Raw genomic sequence first — 23751 nt, forward strand, 5'->3', positions numbered from 1 at the left:
GTCCGCGCCGACCTGCGCACCGCCCGCCACTGGAACGACTACCTCACCGCCGACCACGAACTCGCCGCCATCGAGAAGGAATACGGCGTCTTCCAAGTTGCCCGCGGTGACCGAACCGCCGCCAAGCGCCCCACCCGCGCCGAACAGGAGAAGGCCCGCCGCGCCGGCCACGACACGACCGCCCGCGAATGTTTGCGCGCCACCGTCCGCACCGCCGTAGCGGCCGCCATCAGCACCGAGGAGTTCATCCACCTCCTCAACCACACCGACGGCGTGCTCGTCGAGGTCGTCCACTTCCCCTCCGGCGACGTACGCGGCTACAAGGTCGCCAGCGAAGACCTCACCACCGCCACCCGCGAGCCGGTCTGGTTCTCCGGCTCCGAACTCGCCCCGGACCTGTCCCTCCCCAAGATCCACGAACGCCTGGCGAGCATGGGGTCGCAGGCCACCGGCCAGTCGGGCAAGCGCAGGCCCAACCCCTGGCACCAGGCCACAGCCGCCGAACGCATCCCCCACCACCTCGGCCAACCCGACGACGAAGCCTCCCAAGCCCACCTGGCCGCATTCGGCGAAGCCATTGACGCCCTCCCCCTCGTCACACCCCAGGCCGCGCGCCCCCAACTCCGAGAGGCAGCAACCGCGTTCGAGCGTGCCACCCGCTCCCGCATCCACGCCGAACACCACCACGCCCGAGCCCTGCGCAGCGCCGTACGCGCAATGCTCCGCGAACCCGCCCCCAAGGACAGCGCCACCCTGGCGATGTTCCTCGACGCCGCGATCCTCGTCGTCATCGCCGCCGCCCGCTGGCACCAACTCCGCCACCACGACCAGCAGGTTGCCGCCGCCCACCAGACCCTGGTCCACCTCCAGGCCGCCTACGAGCAGGCAGCAGCCGCACCAATAGCCGCCCTCGGCCAGCGCAGACCGCCCCAGCAGACCTTGGATCGGCACATTCGGCACCTACGCCAGGCTGTACCCGACCGTGCCGAGCAGATCGTCGAAGACCCCGCCTTCGGCGCCCTCACCACCGCCCTCGCCGAGGCCGAGGCAGCGGGTCACGATCCGGAGCGGCTCCTCCATCAGGCTGCGGACCAGCGTGCCTTGGACGACGCCGACTCTCCCGCACGGGTCCTGACCTGGCGTATCCAACGCCTCAGCGCCAGGCCGGCGCCCAGCGCACGAGCCCGCGCAGCACAGGCTCGCAGCGCCGCTGCACGGCACACCGACGCTCAGATCCACAGGGCAGCAGCCGTCCCGACCTCACAGCCGTCACAAGCACGTCGACGTTGATCACGACGCAACGACAGCCCTTTTTGGAACATCGGGCTCGCGGCGTCCAACCAGTCCCGCAGCCGCTCGACGAGCCATCAGGGCCTCTCTGTAGGGGGTGTCCGTTCAGGCGAAGGGACGCGGGGTTTCGTTCAACTTCATCAGCAGCAATTATCCAGCACTTGGGCAGCAGCTAGGGGGCGATGCTCGATCGGCACAGGCAGGCAGCGGCCTGGTTGCAGATGTGGCAGGACTTGGGGCAAGTGCCGAAAATGATCAATTCCTACGCCCGGGGACTGACGGAGTACCTGGAGTTGTGCGAGCTGGAGAGCGGGGATCCGGTGCAGGTGACGCGAGCCCATGTCGCTCTATATGTACGGGAGTTAGGCTCGCGACCGAATCATCGCGGCGTCAACGGCGCGGCTTTGGACCTGGTGTCGGATTGTCGAACGCGATGCTCGAGTAGCGCCTGGTGTCAGCGATTACCAATGCTGTCTGTCAAGCCGCGTGAGCGGTGGGAGACAGCATTAGTAATCAGTTTGACTTTTCTACGAGTCTCCACCGCCGCCTGCCGCCACAGGCCCCATGCCGACATTCTGCCCAAAAAGCCTGGTTTGGTTCGGATGGAGTTTGAGTAACAGCGCAGAGAAATCCATACCGATACACCCGGGCAATCAGGGCTAATTTAGAAACGCCATCGCGGAAAAGACTGCACCGCCGATCCGTGTGAGGCCCATTCGAGGTGCAATTTCCCTTTCTGGTCGCGACGCGCAAACCACACGATATCGCGACGGCTCAAGACGTCTAGCATCTGCTCATCCGATAGAATCTCCTTCCAGTCGTCGACTGTTCGTGCAACGAAAATGGAAGCGTCTTCATCGCCTGCAAGATGCGCTGAGGTTTCATCAAGTTTGGCATTGTACCGTGTCCAATGAGTATCAAACGCGATCGCGCATGCCATGGGAGTCCCAAGGAGTGCTGTCGCCGCGTCAAACCATCCTTGAGGTTTAACTCTGCTTAGTTCGTCGACAGCTCGCCGAACTCGTTGCGTCACTTTTTTTCCAGGGCGGTCTGCGCGAGGTCCATCGCCGCGCAGGTAAGCGTGATAGTCATCGAATCTCGCTTGTCCGCCTGAAATGAAAGCGATCGCATTTTCCCTCTCTGCAGCCCTAACGCGCAAAGCGACGTCGGTGCCCTCGAGGAACATGGCCAGCATCTCGATTTCGTCGTGAACGCGAACGCGTGGATGCTTGGACCATTTCTCACGGAATCTGAGATAGGCAATTAATTCTGACCCATTCCTGAGAGTGTCTATCACGAGGGCCAGGTCAGACACAGCAACGATCCACGGCGAAGCACCATCCGGCAAAATGCCAAGCTGGTGAAGCATTTCGAGGTTGCTTCCAGCTTCCCCGAGACCATCGAGTGTCGGAATTACATAGTGCACGTTCTTAACGTTGGCCAGGGTCGGCGAGATAAGAGACCCGGAGTGGCCTGTCACTGTCCGAACAATCCGATATTTGTGGGCCGAACTACCGAACATTGCCTCTCGATCTCGCTGTAGCTGGCTCCACGCTTCACTGATTAGATTCTCGAACTGGGACTTCAGCCTCCTGACGTCACCACGTAGACTGGCAAGTTTCAGTGGCGCCCCTTTGCCCTCTACCAGGATGGCAGTGTTACCCGTGACAATGAGGCCGTCCATTTCAAACTCGGCGCCGGTAGCCGTCTCCCGCACGAAGATTCCTGACGCTTTTGATCCGCCTGGAAGGTGCCTACTCAATAGGCGCACTGCATAGTCATCGACTGCTTGCGCTCTCTTTGCTGACCAATCAGCAGGAAAGGTCCTCGAAAGCAAGGATTCCATGGTCGCCGCCGAGTCGACATCCAGAGCATTGGGATTAGCGAGCAGGGCACGTGAAGTGGATTTATCGGGGGCCACTTCCTCCTGCGGCCAAATGAGAAAGGGGTGAGTTCTAATTGGGCTGTCCGCTAGCGGACCGGGGGCCTTGTCCCACTCTCCGACCATGGAACTCAGATGCCGCATGATTGCAGTTGCCCGTTTGCTGTACTTGCCAGCAGCGTCTGACAGATACTGATCCAGATCCGAAATCGGAACACTCAGAACCGCCGGGATCACCGACAGTAGAGACTCGTAATAGTGGTAGCGCCATTCGCTCGTTGCGCTGGCTACATTCATGGGCCTACCACCTGTCGCGTTGCTAGCGAAGGTCCAACATGCGATGTTGGCGTCTCTTAGCCCGCCACGCCAGCGCTGATGCACATAGTCCGCTACCTTTTCTAGGTCGGTGTATCGAAAGCCCAATTTATCTGCGAAACGCCTACCGTAAGCGCCGGCCAACTCGTTCGCAGTGGCGCGTGCAAACTGAGGCGCCGATGCGCCTCGTACCGCGAGCCATCTCGTAAGGGTAAAGGTGCGCAGCGCGTTATCCGGCGTCAACTCATCTGAGGTCAATTCGTAAGCCGCACTCAGAGTGAGGGCTACGTTCCTAATCTCCGCCACGATCCGCATACAATTCAAAAGGTCCATCGGCCCCGGGTCACGTCCCGAATGAGTCGATTGCCGTGCGACAGCAGCCGTTAGAATCTCGTGGTCCAATGAATTGGGTGTGGAGTCAGGTTCGTAATAGCTGCCCCAGCCCTTGAATTGAGTCAGAAAGGTCGCGACACACAGGAGAGGAACCCCTTGCACGGTTGCCACCAAGTTTTCCAAATCCCTTAATAGGGATGATTGGAGTTCTCCAAAGTGTCGTACTGCCGCGGGGGCGAGTTTACGCAGTTCCGTGATGTCTTGAGCGCTAGGAGCGAACAGTCGCCCATCCTGGACAGGGGCGAAAGAGTCGGTAAACCGCGAAAGGACTACGGCAAATGGTTGATTGGTTGCTGCAAGCCATTGCGACCAGCCATCAACCGCCTTGGATCCCAGGCTTGGCGGTACTCGACCTTCACGTGCCGCTAGAGCGTCCTTGACTTGGTCTGGAGGAGGAGCGACGCCGCCTTTTGCGTATTTCGCATTAGCGGCGCGTCTCGGTTGTGATCGGGCTGTCGCTTTCTTCGACTTCCAACGCTTACCCTGCGCTGACACTTAATTCCCCTCCCCTTCCGCCCCATCAGTTATCCCAGCGAAACAGGTGGTGCTTCAGAACCTTGGTTTCACCAATGCTCACCCTAGCGGGCGCGTGGCGTAGCCCGCGAACATATTTATAGACAGGTCGGGAGACCTGGGCCTGTATGCAAGGCTTCGGTAAAGTCGTTCCTTGTTCGGTTCGTGATCAAGCGGTCTAAAGGAGGGGCGAGCAGTCGGCAGGCGTCGCCGTCACTATGCAGCAGGGCGGAGGCGATGTCGGACCTGTCGGCCAGGTGGAGGGGCGCCGATAGCGAGGTCAGGCCAGGTCGCCACGGAGGCGTCCTCGGCGTAGGTCATATCGTGGATGTGGTGAAGCAACTCGATTGGCGAGACTCTTCCGGATCACGCTGTCACTGGCGCGCAGCGCTGCCGCCAGTCGTCCTTGCAGCTCATCGGGGACGGTCCGCACCCCGAGGGCGCAAACACGCACCAGCGCACGGCAGTCCTGCACTTGCCGGCTTGTTGCGAGCATGATGAACAGAGGATGCGCCAGGTTATCTCGGGCCGCGTAGCCATCTTCGGCGTCCGTCACCCTACGGTGCAGTTCCTCGACGATCCGGCGCGCGCCAGGCACCTCGGCGGAACCGATTGAGTCGAGAACGGTGAGTCCGAGTCGGATGTCGAAGACGATCATCCCAGGTTCGGCCTTCCGCTCGGAGTAGGCCGCCACCAGGTCCGCGAGGTGTCCGTCGACCGACTGCCCAACGTCGCGGCGGCACTGGACGGTCAGGCATGCCGTGACGGCTTGCTCCGACTGATCGCCGGGCATCGTGTCGGCGAGGAGGGCAGCGGCCCGTGCTGTGTCACCCGTAACGAGAGGGGCTAGGACGGCGACTTGGCGTCCATCGAGCATCCGTTTACCTACGCCTCGGTGAGCTTCGATGTGTGTCAGGGCTTCGGCCCAACGTCCCTCGGTGGTGAGGGTGCGTGTGCCGTCGGCGAGGAGCACGCGCCATAGCCACGCCCGGACTTCCTGGCGGTCCTCGTCGGTCGCAGTGAGGTCCGCCGGTACCGCGACGTCCTCGAATCGAGCCGCTGCGCCCGCCTCAATGGCTGCGTACAGGTCGAGCAGTCGTTGACGTCCGTCGTCGCCGTGGCCTGCACGGATCTGGAGGCGGGCGAGGTTGACGACCGGTTCCAGCCCTCGAATTGCACTCATGCCGGGCAGCGGGCAGGCGTCGAGGTAGGCGGCGGCGTGCTGGTGGCACATCTCTCGTGCGAGGTCGGGGAGGTCGAGATCGGAGGCGATGAGCGCGGCCTGGTTGTAGACAGCGGATGCGAGGCCCTGGTCGGTCTTCTTCACTGCAGTGTCGGCCAGGTTGACGAGCGCGCGTACACGCAGAGGCAGAGGCAGGCAGGCGGGCCGGAATCGGGCGACGAGTGGGAAGCGCTGGGCTATGGGTCCGTGCGGGTCCATCGACTCCTCCGGCGTGAATGAGAAATGGTGAGGAGACGGGGGCCGCCAGTCGTACGCCGGCGGCCACCTCTCGCTACGTGCAGGGCGTCACTGCCAGTCGACGACGATGCGGTTCAGCGGGGTGTCGAGAGCGAAGAGGCCGGGGCGCTGCTCGATGGCGGGGGCGTCGAGGGGCTGGATCTCGAACGTGGCCTCGCGGCTGCGGTATTCGCGGTCCCAGGTGCGGATGGCGTCGGCGACCTTCGAGGCCAGCTCGTCGCTGCCGGGGCCGTGGCCGATGACCCCGAACTCCCAGAGTTTGCCGCCTTCGGGGGTCTTCTCCTTCGACGGGCGCCGCGCCAGGTAAGTGACGGCGCCCTTGTCGACGACGGCGGTGGAGGAGGGGTAGGGGTCCTCAGTGAGCAGGGCGCCCTTGGCGCTCTGGGGGAACAGCATTCGGATCAGGCCGGAGGGGAGGGAGCAGGTGACGAACAGTTCCATCCACTCCGGTGACTCCATGGCCTGGACCGTCATGCCGGTCCATTCCTCGGTGCGCGGCTGGTCCAAGACACCAGTGAGAGCTCCGGCGTTGATGTTCTGCCCGGCGGGAGCCTGGAGTCGTACGGCGCCGTCGGTGCTGAGGGGGATGGTTCGGCGGTCGTCGTCGGCGATGCCCCGCCTGAGCGGCATGAAGGTGTTCATCTCGCTGCCGAGGGAGACCCATCGGCCGTCGCGCTGCTCGTAGGCGATGGAGCGGGAGACCGTGCCCTTGAGTCGCTGGGGGACGAGGAGCCGTCCGCCGGGGGCGAGTTGCTGCAGCCAGGCATGCGGTACTCCGTGTGCGCCGACGGTGGCGATGATCCGGTCGTACGGTGCTCCCTCGGCGTAGCCGAGTGCTCCGTCGCGGGTTACGGCCTCGACATTGGTGACCCCGGCCGCGGTGAGGTGCGCGCGGGCGCCCTCCACGAGGTCGTCGTCGACGTCGAGGGTGGTCACGTGTCCGCTCTCGCCGACCAGGTGGGCGAGCAGTCCGGCGTTGTAGCCGGTGCCGGCGCCGAGTTCGAGGACGCGCTCGCCGGGCTGGACGTCTAGTTGGTCCAGCATGAGGGCGACGACGCCCGGTTGGGAGGCGCAGGAGATCGATGTGCCGTCGGTGTCGTACTTGATGTGCACCGGTGCGTTGGCGTAGGCGTCCTCGAGTGACGCGTCGGGCACGAACACGTGGCGGGGCACGGTCCGCAACGCGGTCTCAACGGCGCTCGCGCGGGCGTGACCCTCCGCGCAGAGCTGGTCGACCAGGGCGTTGCGGAGGCGCTCGGCGTCCGCCGCGGGGATGGCGATCGTGTCGGTGTTCACCGCGCAGACGCTATCGACGCCGGCGTTTGCCGCGTCGGTCGACGCGGTGTTGTCACTCGTTCCCATGACTACCTCTCGTGCGATGTTGGACAGTGCGCTCTGGTCGTCCCGGAGGAGACCGGCGCGGTTGGCGTGGAAGATCACGTGGTGGGCGATGACGGCTCGCAGGCCGCGGGTAAGTCCGGCATTCGCGGCGAGGGAAGCGAGTGCGGCGCCCGCCCTCTCGAAGGCGGAGACCCATCCGCCGTGCCCGGCAAGCGGGCCGTTGGGGCAGCACAGTCCGTGGGCTTCGGCGGTCATCAACTTCCGCATCGAGGGCGCCAGTTCGGCGACCCGCCCGAGGGGCGGAGGAGCGGTCGCCGGTCGGAAAGCGGCGACCTTCGCCCACACATCACCCTGCTCGAACCAGTCCAGACCGGCCGCCCGCATCATCGCGCTAGCCAGCAGCACGGTGGTCTCCCGGCGGCCCAGGTGATCCGGGCCGGGCTGGTAGGTGAGCAGATGGCGGCTGTCTTGGTGGAACAGGTTGTGGGCGATGGCCATGGCCTCAGGCCCGCCGAAGGCGTCCGTCTCGGGCTCGTAGACGGAGGGCAGCCACGACACGACCGTTCCGTCGCCAACGAGGTCGCTCAGCAGCGCTTCGACGACGGGCGAGGGCTCATCGGCGACGTATCGCAGCGGCCAGGGTTGCTTGTTCATGAACCACCAGCCGGTGAGATAGCCGTCCGCTTCAGCCGCAAGGAGTACGGGGGTGAGGCGTTCGGCGATGGCTCGCTGGGCGCTCTCGCGGTCGGCGAAGGTGATGTTGTGTTGCTGCCAGCGGTCGGGGCGGTCCGGGGGCATGCGGAGTTCCTTCGGTCGATGCGGTCAGGCGATGAGCAGGCAGGCGTCCCAGGCGGATTGGGGCGGTGTGGCGGTGCTGGGCGCGAGGACGGCCAGGGCGACACCGGCGGCGCCGTCGAGGAGACCGGGGCCTCGCTCCTCGTCCTGTATGAGCGTCGCGGCGGCGCGTGCGGGGTCGGTTCCCGGTGGGTGAACTACGGCCAGCATCACGGGGATTGCAGCGCGGAGTCGTCCGACGGTCGAAGGGTGAGCGTCGTCGGCCGCGCGTGCGGCGATGTGGGCGAAGCCGGCGAAACCGTGGCACAGGCCGTTGTCCGTCGTGGCATTCAACTGGTCGGGATCGGTGAGGGCGGCCACGAGCGCGTTCTCCGCGTCGACCTGGCGTCCGGTGTCGCCGAGGGCGAGTGCGGCAAGTTGTTGGGCGCGGGCGAGACCGGCGGTGCCGTAGCACCATGACGGCCGCCGGGGTGCGGACGGGCCAAGTCGGCCTGCGCTCAGCTCACTTCGGGTGATCCAGTATGGCCACGTCGACCCTCGGCCGGTGTCCTCTCGCCAACGGTCCAGCCAGTCCAGGATCCGTCCCAGTGCTTCGGTGTGGCCGTTGACGAGGGGGCCCTGCCGGACGGCGAGTGCCAGCAGCGCGAGCACGCCTCCGATGCCGTGTGCCATGCCGTTGTTGGCGTGCCCGCCGGGGAAACGGTCGTCCGGTCTGCCTGAGGGGCCTGTGGCCGTCCACCAGCCCGGGAGGAACTCACCGTCGTGCGTGATCGGTTGGGTGAGGCGTACGCAGTAGTCGAGTACGGCGCGGAGAACGGTGGCGCCGGGATTGCGGCGCAGTAGGTAGGCGCCGTAGCCGGTCAGGCCACGGACGGTGTCGAACTCTGCGATCGCCGGCAGGAGTTCGGAGTCGATTCGGCGGTGTGCGGCGTCGAGGCGAAGGTACACGTCGGTGGTCATCTGGTGGTCGAGGGTGTCGAGGGCGCGTTGGTAGGCGCCGGGCAGGTGATCGGCGGCGCGGGCCAGGGCGTGGGCAAAAGCGGGTGCTCCGTAGAAGGGGTGGCTGTCGGGGCCGCTGGTGAACGGTTCGCGGGAGGCGGCGGCAAGCCAGTCATGGGCGCGCTGCCACGGTCCCAACCCGGTTGCGGCCCGCTCGATGTGCAAGAGCGCGATGCCGGGAAGGCCGTGGGCGAGGTGCTGCCGATGGGCGGCCACCAGCCCAAGCCGTGCCGTGTGGGGGTCGGCGAGCTGGTCGGCGACGGCTGCTGCCAGGTCGAGCGCGGTGTGGGCGGTCACGATGTCCTCCCGGTCGCGCGTGCTGTCCAGGCCAGGGCAGCGGCGCGGGCGAGATAGAGGCAGACCTCTTCCTCGGGGAAGTTCACCGCGATGTGCCGTACGAAGTGGACGTGCAGCAGGGAGGTCAGGACGTCGTCGACGGCGACGCCCTTGGTGTCCGGGCCGGACAGATGTGGCCGGTAGGCGGCGAGCGCTGCATCGCGGTCGGCCCACGCCGACACGATGGCTGCTCCTCCGGGGGCTGCGCGCAGGGCCGCCCAGTCGTCACGAGGGTCGGCGAGACGTACGGCGTCTGTGAACTGAGGGCGGGGTACTGGCGCGGGGGCTCTGGGCGGGATGTGGTCGATCAACCAGCGCATCCCTGCTTGAGTGCTGCCGAGGAACGCGGAAGCGATGGCGATGGAGTGCGCGGCCACCAGCGCGCGCTGGTGTGGACGCCCTGGCTGGGAGAGCTGGGCCAGGACTGCGCGCGAGTCCGCCCGGAAGACTTCCTCGGCCGCGTCCCATGCGGCACCGGAGCCCCAACGACCCATCTCCCTATAGGAGGTTGGGTAGCGCAGGTCGGCCAGCAGACCGGCGCCCCGCAGTTCGTCGGCCCATGCGCTCACCGTCCGGGCCGTCTCGGCGAATGCCTCCGGAGTGGGGAGTGCGATGCGCAGGCGTAAGTGTTGTTCGGGATCCCGGAAGCGAATGAACCACCATGGCGGGGCGCCGAGTTGTTCAAGGAATTCGGGCAAGTGGCGGGAGAGCAGGGCGTCTTGGCGGCGGGGGTCTCCGTACAGGGTGGCCAGGAGCACTGACGAGGCGGCCGGTGTCTGGATCTGGGCCTGTGAGAGGGCACGGGCCCGGGTGGGAGCGGGCAAGGGTGGCCACGTCGGCGGCCGGGCTGCCTTGAGAGGCACCACTACCTCGTGGGCACGGCCAGCGCACCAGCCAAATGCATCGGGTTCCGGGGCCTCGACGAGCACGGCCAGGTGCGTACCGTCGAGATGCTGACGCAGCAGCGTCTGGTGGCCGGCCTGATCGAGGTCGAGGAACAGCCGTCGGTCGTCCTCAACGAGGAAGACCCGCTGGGGGAGCCGCCGTTGGGCCCGCCAGTCGGTGAGCGCGGCGTCCCACTCGGCCCGGGGGCGTGTCCGGCTGGGCAGTTCGGACGCTTCCAGGCGCCAGCGGGCCAGGGCCAGCACCGTGCGCCCGTACCGCAAACGCGGCAGGAACGGCATCGCCGCTGCGGCTCCCCAGTCGAACATGGTCGCCTGCGCGCACTGGGCGCGGGACAGCTCGGTGAGGAACCGCGCCAGCGGCGGAGTGTGCGTGCGCAGGCTCAGCGCGTGCATCCCGACGGCCTCGATGCGCTGGCCGCGCTCGGGGGCGGCCAGGTACATACGGCGGCCGTCGCACCCCACCGCTAGATCCTCGGGTGTGAGGACTTCGTCGCCGGGAGCACGGTGTTCTTGGAGGCTGATCAAGGTGGGCAGGATCTGCGGGGCGCGGGTGACGTGGGCGCTCTCGGGGAGCAGCGGTGGGAAGGAGAGCTGTGCGGGCACGGTATTGCCGTCCGCGGCCGGGAGATCGGCAAGCTCTGCGGCCAGGGCCTGACGGTCGCCGGGGGCCAGCATGCTGAGGAACCGACCTATAGAGACGCCGACGCCGCGGGACACGCTCACGACCTCCAGCCGGAACCGCCCGCGCTGCAACTCCCGCAGGCTGGCCGCGTGCACTCGCACCCCGATCTCCAAGTGCGGTGGCAGCCTGGGCTCGTCGGGGCCCGTGTCCAGGGCCGCAACGAGTTCGTCGGTGAGGAGCACCTCGTCGCGACCGTCGAGCACGGCGGCCTGCGCGAGGTGTACGAGGGTGTCATCCCGGGCGGAGACGCGAGGCCGGCGCGCAACGGCCGGGGCGCCCGGGTAGCCGTCGGGATAGCCGGTGCCGCTGTCCGCGACGGCCTCCGCGAGCGGCACCATCGTGCCGATGCCGTACCGCTCGTAGAACCGCTGGTGGTACTTGCTCCACGCTGCGGTCCCGTACGGGCGGGTACTTACCCGGGTCAGGATGAGGGCGGCGCGCTCGATCTCTCGGGCTACGGCCTCCGGCAGAACGATCTGCGCGTCCAGCCGTAGGTCGAACGCAACGGGGTGACGACGCAGTCCAGGCACGAGTTCCCGCATCCGCGCCGCGACGCTGTCCCGGCCGCCCCGGGTGGCGCACTCCGCCAGACCCTCGCGAACAGCGCGCAGCTCGCGCACTGTCTCAGCGACCAGGGCGAGGGTTGCGGCGTCGATCGCGTCGAGCTGGTCAAGCAGATACCCGAGTACGTTGGTCTCGGTGCTCGGCGCGTGCAGACTCGTGATCAGCACCCGCCGCCGGATCAACTCCCCTAGCAGAGCACGCGACTTCACGTGCCCGGCCCCAGGGAACTCCGCCCGGAGCTTGTCCAGGAGAGCGCCGAAGCGGATCGGCGCCCGCGTCGCGGCAAGGACCGCGCGTACAGGGTCGGTCAGTGCCAAGGACGCCTCAACCGCGCGGGTCCGGTCGTCCTGGACATCGGGCTGGAACGGCACGACGAGCCGGTCTCCCCGGCTCGTCACGGTGTTGTTGACGACAACAGGTAGCCGTTCAAGCAGGTCTGGGCACGACTCCAACTGCTCGATCACGACGTCCAGCCACTCAGCGCCGGCGCGGCCGACGGCCACGTGCTCCACGCCCCAACCTGCACGCGCCTGCGGACCGAACTGCGCGGTGGCCACGCCGGCGAACAAGCCGAAAGGTGTTGCCCGATGCTCGGACCGCAGCAGATAGCGGGCCACGGACAGCGCCGTACGCCGCACGTCGCGCGCAGACGGATTCTCGGAGGCGCACACGCCCCGTACCTGCGCGGTCAGGACTGGGCTGGCGTGTTGCAGGGCTTCAACGACGTCGTCGTCCGACCAGACCGCGCGCAGCCACGCGATACCGGCGGCCAACCCGTTGGACGAGCGATCGTCGAGGTCAGGCAACGACGGGCACGGCAGTGTTGGCCGGGCAACGGCTCGTACGAGAGCGGTCGTGCCGGTTCGGAACGCTGAGGGCGGAGCAGCCACCACTACCTCCTTGGGCGAGGGACGGACGGGCGGTGCCGTCACGCCGTAGAGCGCGACGGCACCGGACCGGAGAGGCTCGTAGCCTCGGGTCAGGCGACGTTGGTGGTGCAAGCGCCGCAGGTGGAGCCGCAGTTGTCGTCGGTCAGGTTGACCAGGCCCGCCGGGTCGGCGATCTCGACGAGGGAGATGTCGAGGTCGAACCCGTCTGTTGCCGCCGGGGTCTGGTGGCTCACCAGGGTGGTGCTTGGTACTACGGTGCTGCGCGTCATGCCAACTCCTCTGAATCGTTGTGATGTTGCGGTGGCACCCGCCTCCGGCTGCACGGCACAGCACCGCACCGCCCGAAGCGGGAATCTGGTCAGACCGCCGCCGGCCGCCGGCCGCCGCTCCATGAAGCAGGCGAGCGCCTGCGCCTTGAGGCGGTCGAGGCACGGCTCGAAGACGTAGGCCGGGGCGTGTTGCCCGTCCCACTGAAGAGGGCCGAGCCAGATCACCGGCACTGCGGTGCGCATGCACCCGAGCCAGCAATCACCGGTGATCCATCGCCACTCCACGGGAGCCTTCTCCTTTCCTAGGCGTTCGGGACGGTCGAGCCGACCGGCTGGCAGCCGGGTGCGCAGACCCAGAGCCGGAACGGCAGGCCCAGATGGCGCACGTCACCCAGGACTCGGCCCTTCGCGCCCAGGTACCGGGCACAGCGGGCGCACTCCATCGCCATCTGCTGTCGGGACCGGAGGCGGGCGACGTCCGGAAGAGGCTGGGTCAACGCGACCGGGGTGGTCACTCGTCGCCCTCGATGAGGAGTTCGGCCCAGACCTCTTTGCCCCACGGGCGCTTGCCCGAGCCATGCAGGTCATAGCCCCAGCGGTCGGCGACGGTGTCGATGAGGAGCAGGCCACGCCCTGACTCGTCGTCATCATCAGGCGGACCAAGAACCGGCAGGCGCGAAGGTGCCCGGTCCACCACCCCGACCCGTATCCGTTCCGCGCTCGGCCGCCCGACCATCAGGCGGATCGAGTGGCACGAGGTATGCCTGACGGCGTTCGCGATCAGTTCCGAGATGATCAGCGCGGCGCGGTCAGCGAGGTTTTCGAGGTGCCATACACCGAGGGCGTCACGAACGAGCTTGCGGCCGATCTCGGCAGTGGACGGCTCGCACGGGAAGGTCTGGCTGTAGGCGGGGTGGCCGGTGGGGGCGACCTGAACTGGCGTACTGAGACTCGTCATTGGGCGTGGGGCCTTCGTGTTGTCTCGGCGCCCGGCTCGCTCCCTTGGCAGGTGTCAGGGGCGGCCCGGGCCGGTCAACAGCCGCCCGTCACATGAGTGACGGGCAACCAGCAACAACACAACTCCCTTTCACAGCCGGTTGGTTAGGGCGATCAACCGGGCTCCCGACGGAGTCGCCTAGGGCGATTTGACCTTTCGTTTACCTGGCGGGTGCGGGGACGTGAGAGCTACCGTGCGGACATGGACACCACGCGCAACACCGTTCTCGAAGCGTGGATGGCCGAACACGGCTACAGCTCCAACAGCCTTGCCGACACGGTGAACAGGGCTTTAGAGCGACTGACCGGGAGACCCGGCGGCCTCGACGGGTCATCGGTCCGGGCCTGGAAGGCGGGCCGGGTCAAGTGGCCAAAGTCGGCTACCCGTAAGGCACTTGAGGACGTCAGCGGTCTGCCCGCCGTCGCTCTAGGGTTCGTGCCATGGGGCCGGGCTCGGCCCACCCCAGCCCCACCGCAGCAGGAGGACCCCGATATGAAGCGCCGTACCCTCGTCGGCGGCATCGCGGCGGCTGCCGCCGCAGCAGCCGCGCCCGGCACCGCCTCCCCCCGCCGTATCGGCATGAGCGACGTCGACCGCCTCCAGAAGCGCTTCGCCGAACTCATCGCCAGCGACCACCGCCACGGCGGCCAACTCGGCATCGAGCACCGGGCCGCCGCACTCGCCGACGAAGCGCTCAACCTCCAGAACGCCGGCAGCGCCACCCAACGCGTACGCAGCAACCTCTACGCCTCCGCAGCCGCCTTCCGCTCCTCGGCGATGTGGGCCGCCATCGACGGCCGCCGCTACGACGACGCCAAGGCGCACATGCGCGAGGCCCAGGCCCTCGCCGAGATGTCCGGCGACCAAGCGATCAAGTTCCGCATCTGGAGCCACGCGGGCACCATGTACCGGCACATGGGCCGCCCCGCCGACGCGTTCGCCGCCAACGACGTCGCCCGCAACCTCCACCTCACCCGCCGCGACCCCCTGTTCGCGTCCCTCGGCCTGGCCCGCCAGGGCGCCATCCACGGCGCGGCACAGGACCCCACCGGTACCCGCCGCGCATTCGAGCAGGCGCAGGACGCCATGCTGCGCGCCGACCCCGCCGACTACCGCCCGGTGTGGATGCTCGCTTTCTACGACCAAGCCGAACTGGACCACTTGGCACTGTCCGCGTACCTGGCACTCGGCGACTACCCGACCGCCGAGTTCCACGCCCACCGCTGCCTGTCCGCGCTCCGGCCGCACATGGCCCGGTCCCGCGCCATCACCACGACCCGCCTCGCCCACGCCCAACTCGCCCAAGGTGCCCCCGAAGCCGCGACCGCCACCGCGATGAAGGTCCCCACCGAGGCTGCCACCCAGCACGCCCGAGTAACGCGCATGCTCCAAGAGTTCGGCGCAGCACTGCGCGCCACCACGCCAGGCAGTACCACCGTGCAGACGTGGACCGAGCACGCCGCCACCTGGAGGATGGCCGCATGACCACGGCGCCCGCCATCGAACTCCGCACGTTCACCACCCTCGACACCGTCCGCGGCGACCTCCTCGACGTGTACGCCGAGGTGCGCGCCCCGCTGCTGCACCTGCCGAACTACGCGGTCACCGCGTTCGGCGAGCGCCTGGACCGGCACGCCACCGAGCCGGGGTTCGTTGCTGTCCTCGCGTACGCGGACGGACATCCGGTCGGCTACGCCTACGGCAACACCATCGAGCACGGCGACCGGTACTGGCAACGCACCAGCCCGACGCCGGACAGGAAGTACACCGAGCGTCCAGCCTTGGCCCTGAAGGAGATCGGTGTTCGGCCGACGTGGCGGAAGACCGGCACCGCCCGCCGCATCCACGACGCTCTCCTCGCCACACGCGACGAGCCGTTCGTCACGCTCATGGTCAACCCGGCTGCCGGGGACGGAAAAGTTCACGTGCTCTACGAGTCGTGGGGGTACGAGGACATCGGCCAGAGCCAGCCGTCACCGGCCTCGCCGATTCTCACCGTGATGATCCGCGGCACCCGCTGACCGATGCCCATCGTGAACCGCCGTCTCCAAGCCGCACAGCCGCTGGCAGAAGGCGGAAAGGAGGTAACACGAACCTACTCGCGGCGAGATGGTCCGTCGTAACCTAAGTGAGTGGCGAACGTAGAGCTTGGTACCGATGTCGTTGAGCTGACGCTGCCGGATGTTCTTCGGCACAGCCAGACCGGGGAACTTTCGATTCCCACCCAAAATCCTGCTCTATTGCCACTTTCCGATCTCGACCCTGAAGTCTTCGAAAGGCTTATCGCGGAGATCGTCAGCCGCCGGAACAACATCGGGGTTCAGTTCTACGGCCGGCGGGGCCAGAAACAGTACGGTCTAGATGTCGTCGAGCGCGAGACTCCATCGGCACGGATTCTCTATCAAGTAAAGAGATTTGAAGAGCTCACTGGCGCCAAGCTCCGAGAAGCTGCCGATGAGTATGCAGGGCCGCCTCGGCCGCCCGGTTACAGAGGCAAAGCTCGAAAATTCTCTCCACGTCGTTTTGTAATCGTGACTTCGGCTGGACTGGACAGAGATACCGAAAATGTTGATGCGCTTGAAGCATTGCAGACCAAGTACGCCGGAGATCTAGAGATCGACGCTTGGGGCGCCGAAGCTCTCAGTCGCATGTTGCGTGATATGCCATATCTAGTGTACGCAGTTTTCGGGCCCCAATGGGCGAAGGCATACTGTGGCTATGAGCCATCACCGTCGAACCCTGCAGCGCCGAAATCACTGGGGCTCGTTGAAGATCCTATCGCTGTTCTCCAGTTGGATGCCTTGGAAACTGATGCCACCCAGGCTGAGCCAACAGACCCGCTCCAGGCTTCCCGACTCTTTGGGAGGGTTGCGGAGGGCCTACTCCAAGGGAATTTTCCAGGGCACGCAACAGAGATGCGTCGCCGCCAGGCAAAGGCAGCACAGGCTGGAGGCGATCACGCGACTGCGTTCAAGGTATTGTTCGACTTGGCATTGCAGCGTGTGCTCGCTGGCTCAACCAGTACCGTACGCTCTTTGCTGAGCAATTTGGAGAGCCTAGCGCCACATCGCGGTGACGTAGAGCAGGCGGAGCTTTCAGCACTTACTTGCGCCGCCAACTGGTACGGCGAAGGTAGCAATCTCAACAAGAGCGTCTCGGCACTCCGTACGTTGGTCAAAGCGAAGGCCCTACGAGCGGGATTGTTTTCGTGTCTACTTCTTGAGCAAGCTGTAGTCGATGGTCTATACGACTTCATTCCTGCACGCTCGGTCGTCACGGCTACGGACCAACATACGACTGCCCGACTGATCGAATTGCGCGATCTGGCTTCGGCGGCTACCAGCCCGGACGTAGAAATCCGGGCACGACTGCTCTGTGCGGTTGCCGATGCGTCATTGGCTGCGACAGCGGGACCAGACGAGGTTGACGCCGTCTATCGCAGAGGGGTTGACGATGCCCTCGCCGGGCGCTTCCTCCGCGCGCGCGGCCTGGTGGCCTCTCGCGCTGCGTATGCGTTCGCGACCCATGGAGACGTCGAGCGAGCCGACAGCTATTGGCGCCAGGCAGCGATCGCCAGCAGCGAGGAAAGCTACTACGGCGATGCACTGGGCGCAATGTGGTCCTCGCGCCTGCAGGAATGGGATAGGGGTCGATTCGACCTTCCTGGGCTGCAGCCCATTGCCAACGCTCTGCCGAACCGCCATCGCCTACTGGCTGCATCGTATGATCCAGAGCTTGAAGCAATGCAGGCTGCACACAGAGATAGACTTCCCGACGCATTTGAAAGCACCCGCCGCTATTTGTGGGAGCGCCGATTGGCCGGGCACCTGCAGGGAGAGATTCTTGCTTTGAAGCTGTTTGGCGAGGTCCTTGAAGCGAGTGGTCACCCGCTTGATGCACTGGAATGTTACATCCGCAGCGGTGAGGCATCTCAAGCTAAGAAAGTAGCTCAAGGGCTGCCAGAAACTGTAGATGTCAGCATGTGGGTTGAGTCTCCACTACGTCGACGTCGTGCTGCAGCGGTGCAGGTGATCGGCGTACAAAGCTCGACCGTGCCGGACAACGACGTGCCAGAGGTAATTGAAACGTTGCTTGAGGTTGCCGAGGGCGTGTGGCATGCGCCCGCATTTCAGGTACGCCCCGAGCGTGACGCATTGGAAGCTATCGCACGATTCGGCACACGCATTCCCGAGGCAGCTGTCGATAGAGTCCTTACGACAGCAGAGCCTGCACTGGAAAATAGCACTCGAATCAGTGATATCATCGCGAATCTTCTTGTCCAGACCTATTGGGCAGTCGAGTCTCGCCGCCAGGATGTCGCGGCGGCGATTGGACAAATGCTACGGCTTCCACAGCCAAATCCAGATCTCTGGAATTTGGTGGAGGAAATCCCAGGGGAAGCACGTGAACCATTGCTTCGAGTTGTCACCGCGCTTGCTGAACAGGGCCAGCAGTCGGCAATCGAAGCCTTGGCCAGCTGGGGCATCGCGACGCAGTCTGTTCAACTCGCTGCACGTCGGGCCTGTGCGGCATTGTTGAGACGGCGCGTCGGCGTTCCCCGAACTATGACATCTATGGGCACCCAGCAGTCAACTACGGTAAATCTGCTACTCACACTACTCGCTGCCGACGAACTCGTTCAATTCTCTCCAGGCGAGTTCACCCTCCATAAATCTCGACCCGCTGGTGGCGTGCTAGCGGCGCACCAAACCTTCTCGCCCACCGACTCCCCCTCGTCAACTAATGCGGAAATTAATTCGGGCGATGACGCATTGGACAGTACTGCATATATTGCTGCTGGACCACCCGGAGAAATCACAGTAGCCCTGGCGTCCCACATGACGGCCATTATCGAAGACTCGCAGCAGGGTGCCGCGTTCCGCGCAGAAACAGCTAGGGCCTTGCGATGCCTTGTGCTGCAGATTCCACGGGTTACCGCGAGGGGTCTGGCTCTACGTCTAATCGCAGTGCAGAGAACCCCGAATTACAGCAAGACAGACCAACTCGAAATTGATTCAAATCACCCTTTGAGTCGATTCAAGTTGAATACGGGTGCCAATCGACTACCTGCCTTGGCCCTGGCTGCCAGTGCTGAAATGTTCGCGTCGTCCTTCGAGTCGGATGCTGTAATTAAGCACGAGGAGCGTGAGTTCGCTCAGGAAGCTATCGCCTCATCGATGCCACTCCTGCGGGAAGAGGATAAAAACACGCGAAGATTGGGCGCCAGCACAGTTGTTGCCATCGCGTCTAGTCTTCGGGAGTTTGCAGAGTACGCCGCAGGGTTGGTCTTCCACGACGATGAGGTCGTGAGAGCTCGCGGCGCAGCATGCGGGCCGTTCACTGCGGCGATGTTTGCCAAATTGGCGGAAGACCCTAGCGCCGAAGTTCGCGCCGCTATCGCAAGTCGAGGAAAGGAACTCCCATTAGCCGTACGAGAGAAGCTTGCCAGCGATACGCACCTGAATGTCCGCAGAATATTGGAACGAAGTATCTCTACTTCCTAATTCGAGTCTTCGAATTTAGCGGGGTTGTGCATCTCGTCGACTCCCGCAGCATGATTCGATCCCGCTCCTGAATCGAGGGTTGCGGTCCGCGCGGTCCGTACCATTCTCGTACAACGAATTTCTTTTGGGACACCCCTCTCGCCCTCCCGATCGTGGAGCCGAACTGGTCGGCGATTTCACGATCACGACCGTTGGCCATGCGCTGCTAGGTCAGGGCCGCCCATGGCGTGGTGTACCCCATCCTGGTCATCAACTCGTGCTGGCTGGTCGTGGACACGCCAGCGTGTTGCCCATGTTTCGCAGATCATGGAAGTGGACGTTTTTGGCAACGCCTGACTTGGCCCTTGCCTTGACCTGTCGTCACAGAAGTTACTGCGGCACAGCCGACCGGACTCCGCTCCGAGGAAAACGTGTCCGTCCCGCAAGTCGCGGCCGGTAGCCGCAACAGAGCTGCCTCGCGGAAGCAGAGCATTGGTCTTCAGCATGGGGCAGTGCAGCCCACGCGGCTAAAAGGCCCCTCGGGTGTCAGCAGATCCGAAATACTTGGTGCCTGCCGACAACGCCCAGGGGGGAACGTGGCCCAGCTCGAACTCGAAGTGCTCACGGACGATGCACCGGAGGCAGCCGCTTTCGAGGCGTACTGGCGACTCAACGAGGACGGTGAGACGTGGGCTCAGACCGTCACCGCCATCCGCGCGGAGTACGGGCTGAAGCCGCAGCAGATGACCCGCATCGCCCAGCAGGCCGGCACGGCCTATCTAGCCGACTTGTTGTGCGAGTCCTGCGAGGACCCGTACCCCTTGTCCAGCCGCAGCGACCTCACCCAAGCCGTACGTTTCGCAAGCTGGAAGTGCCCAACCTGCCACGAACGCGAAGTAGAGGAGCGCGCTGCGCGGGTCAAGGAACAGAAGGCGCGGCGCCGCGCCGAGGTCTACGAGCAGTACCACGTCCTGAACGGTCCCGACTTGGAGCCCGCCGACCTCACTCTCTTCGAGGCCATCGCGCTGCACACCCTCTTCAGCGACCCAGCAGTCGAAGAAGCAGGGCTGACGTCTCCCACCGACATCTGGCCGAAGGAGCGCCGCTGGGCTCCCGAGCAGCTTCGGTACGACTTCGAACGTGGGCTCCTGAAGACCGTGCCGCGCCGGCTCAAGGTACACCCGGACTCGCACCTCGATGCCTTCGCCCTGGACGACGAAGGGGAACTGAGCGATTCCTTCTATCTCGGCCGCGTCAGCTACTACCTCATGGGTCAGGCCAACGAGCTCCCTGATCGGCACCCCCGCCTCCTCCAGGCTCTGAACCGCACATTTCGGGAAGGCCCGTGGCCGACCTCCTGGGTGGGCCAGTGGCGCAACCTATGGGACGAGCTGGTGCTGGCGGACGCACAGGACTACCTCGCAATGAAGCTCGGCGAACACCACCTGGAGATGAACCAGGGCGAGGGAACCCGCACCGCCCTCCAGGACGCACTGAGCACGTTCAGCCTCGGCCAGGTCTTCAACTTCATCTACCGAGCGGCCAAGGACTCCGCCGCCTACTACCAGCGCGGCGAAGTGAACAAGCGGCAAGCCGCAAACAGCACCATCGGGCGCATCAGCGCCAGCGCCGACAGGGCCCGCGTAAACGGCTGGGACGTCAAACACTTCGGTCGGCCCTGGAATCTCCCTCTCTCGGCCATCGGGGAGACGTTCTTGAGCAAGGTGATGTGGCAGCCAGACATGATGCAGGTGGCATCCCGCGACGCGCAGGTCCCCGTGCACGCCTGGCCCGCTGATAACGCCACCGAGGGCGCAGAGGACGAGGGCTCCGAGGAAGTACCGCACCCGGTGCCCGGCATCGATGAGGAAGGTACCTGGATCGACCTCGGCAAGATTCCTGGTGCCACTCCGTGGCCGGACGTCAACGACCTCCTGAAGCTGGAGCCTGGGACGGTCACCGCGATCGTGTCCGTACCGACTGCCGGCCGCTCGACGATGGCCCTGAACATCGCGCTGCACAATGCCACAGCCGAACGACTCACGGTCTTCAGCACCTGCGAGATCAACTCCGACGCGATCGAGCAGAAGCTCGTCAGCGCCACCTGCGGAGCAGATCTGCGATACCCCGCCGACACGGTGGACTTCGACTCCATGCGTCGCCGCGCATCAGAGTCTTCGGTCAGAATGCCAGGCTGGCATACCCCGACCATCGGGTTCCCGCTCGAACAGGTATTCCGCGAAGCCGCAACTACGGTTATCCCACCGCAACGCGGTCATCTTGCCCTCTGGGTGATCGACACGATCCAGAGCTACAGCGAGTTGGACGAGGAGGGCCTGGCAGTGAGCATGGACGTGGCACGCCGCATCGCGAAGGAATACAACCTCGCGGTTCTGATCACAGCTCGAGCGTTGAGCGAAGGGCCTGACGAGCCGCTCGAGTTGCACCACGTCCCGATGCCTATCGCACGCGGCGCCGACACCATCGTTGAACTACACCGCGACGGGGTCTACTGGACCAGCCTGCCCGACGCCGACCCGGCCACAGTGCGGGCTTTAAAGGTCGCAGGTGAACGGTGCAACAAATCCGTCTCGCTGAAACTCCAGCCTTCCTTCTGCCGCTTCGTCCGAACTGACAGATGATCAAGCCCCCGGGAGACCTTCAGCGGTTCTGATCCAAGGCACACCAGCCTGCCCCAGACGGGTGAATCATGGCCGCCACGTGCGTGAACCACCGGCAAGCCAGGGTTTGTGGCTCCTAGCGTCTCCCACAGCACCATCACCCCGCCGCAGCGGGCTCTACCCAACTCGGAGCGCCCATGACGAACACCGTCACCGACGTGCCCAAGGCTGTCTGGCATGTCGACGAAACCGGTCTTGTGACCGTACAGGCGCAACCGGCGTGGTGGCGGAAGTGGGGGCAGGACGCGGGCTGGCCGGAATATGCCGAGATGTTCGCACAGGCCGGAGAGGAAGCACGCTCTGCCGATGTATGCGGAGTCCTGGGGCGCACCACCTACCGTCCCTGCCGCCACAACTCCCGGCTGTACGGGCCCTGCCCACACCACTGTGAGACGCCGCTGCGTTTCCACTGCGGCACGGAGCGGAAGAAGGGCGGCTGGTGTCGGTGGGATCTCCGTAAGGGGCCGTGCGGGCACCACTCCAACTCCTACGACGAGTACGTGGCGGCGGTCCGAGCTGATGAGGAAGAGGAGCTCCGGCAGCAGGCGGTGCGCGAGGAGGAACTTCGCAAGGCGGCGGAGAAACGGCGCGCCGGGACCCTGAGGGTGGCCTGCCCGTACTGTGACGCTCAGCCCGGCGGGAGTTGCGTGAGGCGAAACGGCGAAGAGCAGCCCAAATCGCACAGCGCGCGGGAGAACCTGTGGCTCCACACCGAAACAGCCAGCGCAGCGGCCTGCTCCTACTGCGAGGCAGCGGTCGGCGAACTGTGCCACACATCCAGCGGGAAGATCGCCAATCAGGCCCACACAGACCGCTAACGCTTTCCCTCTTCGCACCCGGCACGACCATCACAAGTAACAGGGACGACCATGCCGGCACAGCAAGAAGACCTGTACTCCCGAGCCGTCCGGGTCTTCGGAACAGCCGTAGGTGGCGGCATCAAGTGGCCCTACGGGGTTGCCACGCCATCACGCTGGCACTATCGCAACGATGAGACACCCGACCGATACGAGGCGGCAGTACAGGACCGTAAGGCAGCTCAGGAGAAGGTCACAGCCTGGGCTGGGCGTTACGGGCTGCGCCAGTCCAGCGCAGACTGTTGCCCCTTGTGGTTGCAGCGACGTCGCAGCCGACGCTGCTTGTTCGGGTCCGGTTCCTGTACTCGCTACGGCACTCCTGCCCCTGACCGCGGCTGGCTGGACCATGCCACGCTCTGGAACAAGAACCAGGCGCCAGCGGTCATCACCTCCGCGCCCTACAGCATCGACCCGGATGACCGGATCCGCCTGGCATGGTGGTTGGAACAGGACCCACGTTTTCGCGTGGCCTATGGCGACGAGGGGTGGTACGGATTCGGCACCCGGCAGATTGTGCTGTGGAGGCAGGACCTTCTCGAGACCGTCACCCCGGCCTGACGGCTGCCTCTGACTCGGCATTTCCAGTCAGGCATGCATACGAGCCAGTTCCTTCCGCACAGGCACGCCTCCGACTGCGTACCGTCCTAGCCGTATTCCTCCTCGTGGTACCACCCGTCACGACGCTGGGGTTTGCGATGTCCGGCTTCTCCGCTGCTCCGTCCGTGCCCCGCGCACCGGCCAACGGTTGGCTGCTGCTCACTGCCGCGTGTTCGTCATGACTGTGCTCGCAGCGCTCCTCCTGGCCGGCGGCATCGCCGCCGCGGTCAACTCCGTGGCCCACAAGACCACCGTCCATCCGCCCCTTGTCGGCACCTTCGGATTCGCCAGCCTGTCTCGGATCGCGCTCCTGGTGGTAACGGTCATCTGGGGCCGACCAGAATCACAGTGGCTCGGCCCACTCTGACAGGCGAGCCATGAGCTCGCAGACGCTCTTGGCTCGCATTCCGAGTTCGCCGCAAGTCGGAAATGCCCTATTACTCTCGGCGTAGGCCATTGCAGTGAACACGAAGAACGCAGCC

16 protein-coding genes are annotated in these 23751 nt (G+C 65.2%); 8 read left to right on the plus strand and 8 right to left on the minus strand.

The window, feature by feature from the left end:
• Positions 1–1290: mobilization protein (locus OC490_RS42695; RefSeq protein WP_262063445.1), on the plus strand; the 1290-nt coding region annotated here is incomplete at its 5' end.
• Positions 1291–1954: 664 nt separating this feature from the next.
• Here the strand turns inward: OC490_RS42695 and OC490_RS42700 are convergent.
• The 8 genes from OC490_RS42700 to OC490_RS42740 form a co-directional block, all read right to left on the minus strand.
• Entirely contained in the window at positions 1955–3469 is a 1515-nt protein-coding gene (locus OC490_RS42700) for a hypothetical protein (protein WP_262063446.1), read from the minus strand.
• Between the two features lie 1204 nt (positions 3470–4673).
• Positions 4674–5834, minus strand: a complete 1161-nt coding sequence (locus OC490_RS42705) for a hypothetical protein (RefSeq protein WP_262063447.1) — start codon at positions 5832–5834, stop codon at positions 4674–4676.
• An 87-nt stretch (positions 5835–5921) separates the two neighbouring features.
• Complete coding sequence (gene fxlM / locus OC490_RS42710) at positions 5922–8012, minus strand: methyltransferase, FxLD system (RefSeq protein ID WP_262063448.1); 2091 nt, start codon at positions 8010–8012, stop codon at positions 5922–5924.
• 24 nt (positions 8013–8036) lie between these two features.
• On the minus strand, positions 8037–9305 hold the full coding sequence (locus OC490_RS42715) for a lanthionine synthetase C family protein (RefSeq protein ID WP_262063449.1): 1269 nt from the start codon (positions 9303–9305) through the stop codon (positions 8037–8039).
• Positions 9302–12256, minus strand: a complete 2955-nt coding sequence (locus OC490_RS42720; RefSeq protein WP_262063535.1) for a lantibiotic dehydratase — start codon at positions 12254–12256, stop codon at positions 9302–9304. Before OC490_RS42720 ends, OC490_RS42715 begins: the two co-directional genes overlap by 4 nt.
• A 218-nt stretch (positions 12257–12474) precedes the next feature.
• Complete coding sequence (locus OC490_RS42725; RefSeq protein ID WP_037746839.1) at positions 12475–12654, minus strand: FxLD family lanthipeptide; 180 nt, start codon at positions 12652–12654, stop codon at positions 12475–12477.
• Positions 12655–12956: 302 nt separating this feature from the next.
• Positions 12957–13169 (minus strand): hypothetical protein, encoded by a 213-nt coding sequence (locus OC490_RS42735; RefSeq protein ID WP_262063450.1) that lies wholly within the window; start codon positions 13167–13169, stop codon positions 12957–12959.
• Positions 13166–13612, minus strand: a complete 447-nt coding sequence (locus OC490_RS42740; RefSeq protein ID WP_262063451.1) for an ATP-binding protein — start codon at positions 13610–13612, stop codon at positions 13166–13168. The genes OC490_RS42735 and OC490_RS42740 overlap by 4 nt, the downstream gene beginning before the upstream one ends.
• A gap of 240 nt (positions 13613–13852) precedes the next feature.
• On the opposite strand from OC490_RS42740, the gene OC490_RS42745 reads away from it, so the two are divergent.
• The 7 genes from OC490_RS42745 (at position 13853) to OC490_RS42775 (ending at position 23636) form a co-directional block, all read left to right on the plus strand.
• Positions 13853–15136: an XRE family transcriptional regulator gene (locus OC490_RS42745; RefSeq protein WP_262063452.1), complete on the plus strand. Its 1284-nt coding sequence runs from the start codon at positions 13853–13855 to the stop codon at positions 15134–15136.
• Complete coding sequence (locus OC490_RS42750) at positions 15133–15672, plus strand: GNAT family N-acetyltransferase (protein WP_262063453.1); 540 nt, start codon at positions 15133–15135, stop codon at positions 15670–15672. Before OC490_RS42745 ends, OC490_RS42750 begins: the two co-directional genes overlap by 4 nt.
• A gap of 111 nt (positions 15673–15783) precedes the next feature.
• Positions 15784–19155: a hypothetical protein gene (locus OC490_RS42755; RefSeq protein WP_262063454.1), complete on the plus strand. Its 3372-nt coding sequence runs from the start codon at positions 15784–15786 to the stop codon at positions 19153–19155.
• Positions 19156–19730: 575 nt separating this feature from the next.
• Positions 19731–21776 (plus strand): DnaB helicase C-terminal domain-containing protein, encoded by a 2046-nt coding sequence (locus tag OC490_RS42760; RefSeq protein WP_262063455.1) that lies wholly within the window; start codon positions 19731–19733, stop codon positions 21774–21776.
• Between the two features lie 176 nt (positions 21777–21952).
• On the plus strand, positions 21953–22633 hold the full coding sequence (locus OC490_RS42765; RefSeq protein WP_262063456.1) for a hypothetical protein: 681 nt from the start codon (positions 21953–21955) through the stop codon (positions 22631–22633).
• Between the two features lie 51 nt (positions 22634–22684).
• Positions 22685–23230 carry a hypothetical protein gene (locus OC490_RS42770; protein ID WP_262063457.1) on the plus strand — a complete coding sequence of 182 codons (546 nt, stop codon included), beginning with the start codon at positions 22685–22687 and terminating at the stop codon, positions 23228–23230.
• Between the two features lie 217 nt (positions 23231–23447).
• On the plus strand, positions 23448–23636 hold the full coding sequence (locus tag OC490_RS42775; protein ID WP_262063458.1) for a hypothetical protein: 189 nt from the start codon (positions 23448–23450) through the stop codon (positions 23634–23636).
• Positions 23637–23751: the final 115 nt, after the last annotated feature.

Source organism: Streptomyces sp. STR69 (genome assembly GCF_024519455.1).
GTDB lineage: Bacteria > Actinomycetota > Actinomycetes > Streptomycetales > Streptomycetaceae > Streptomyces.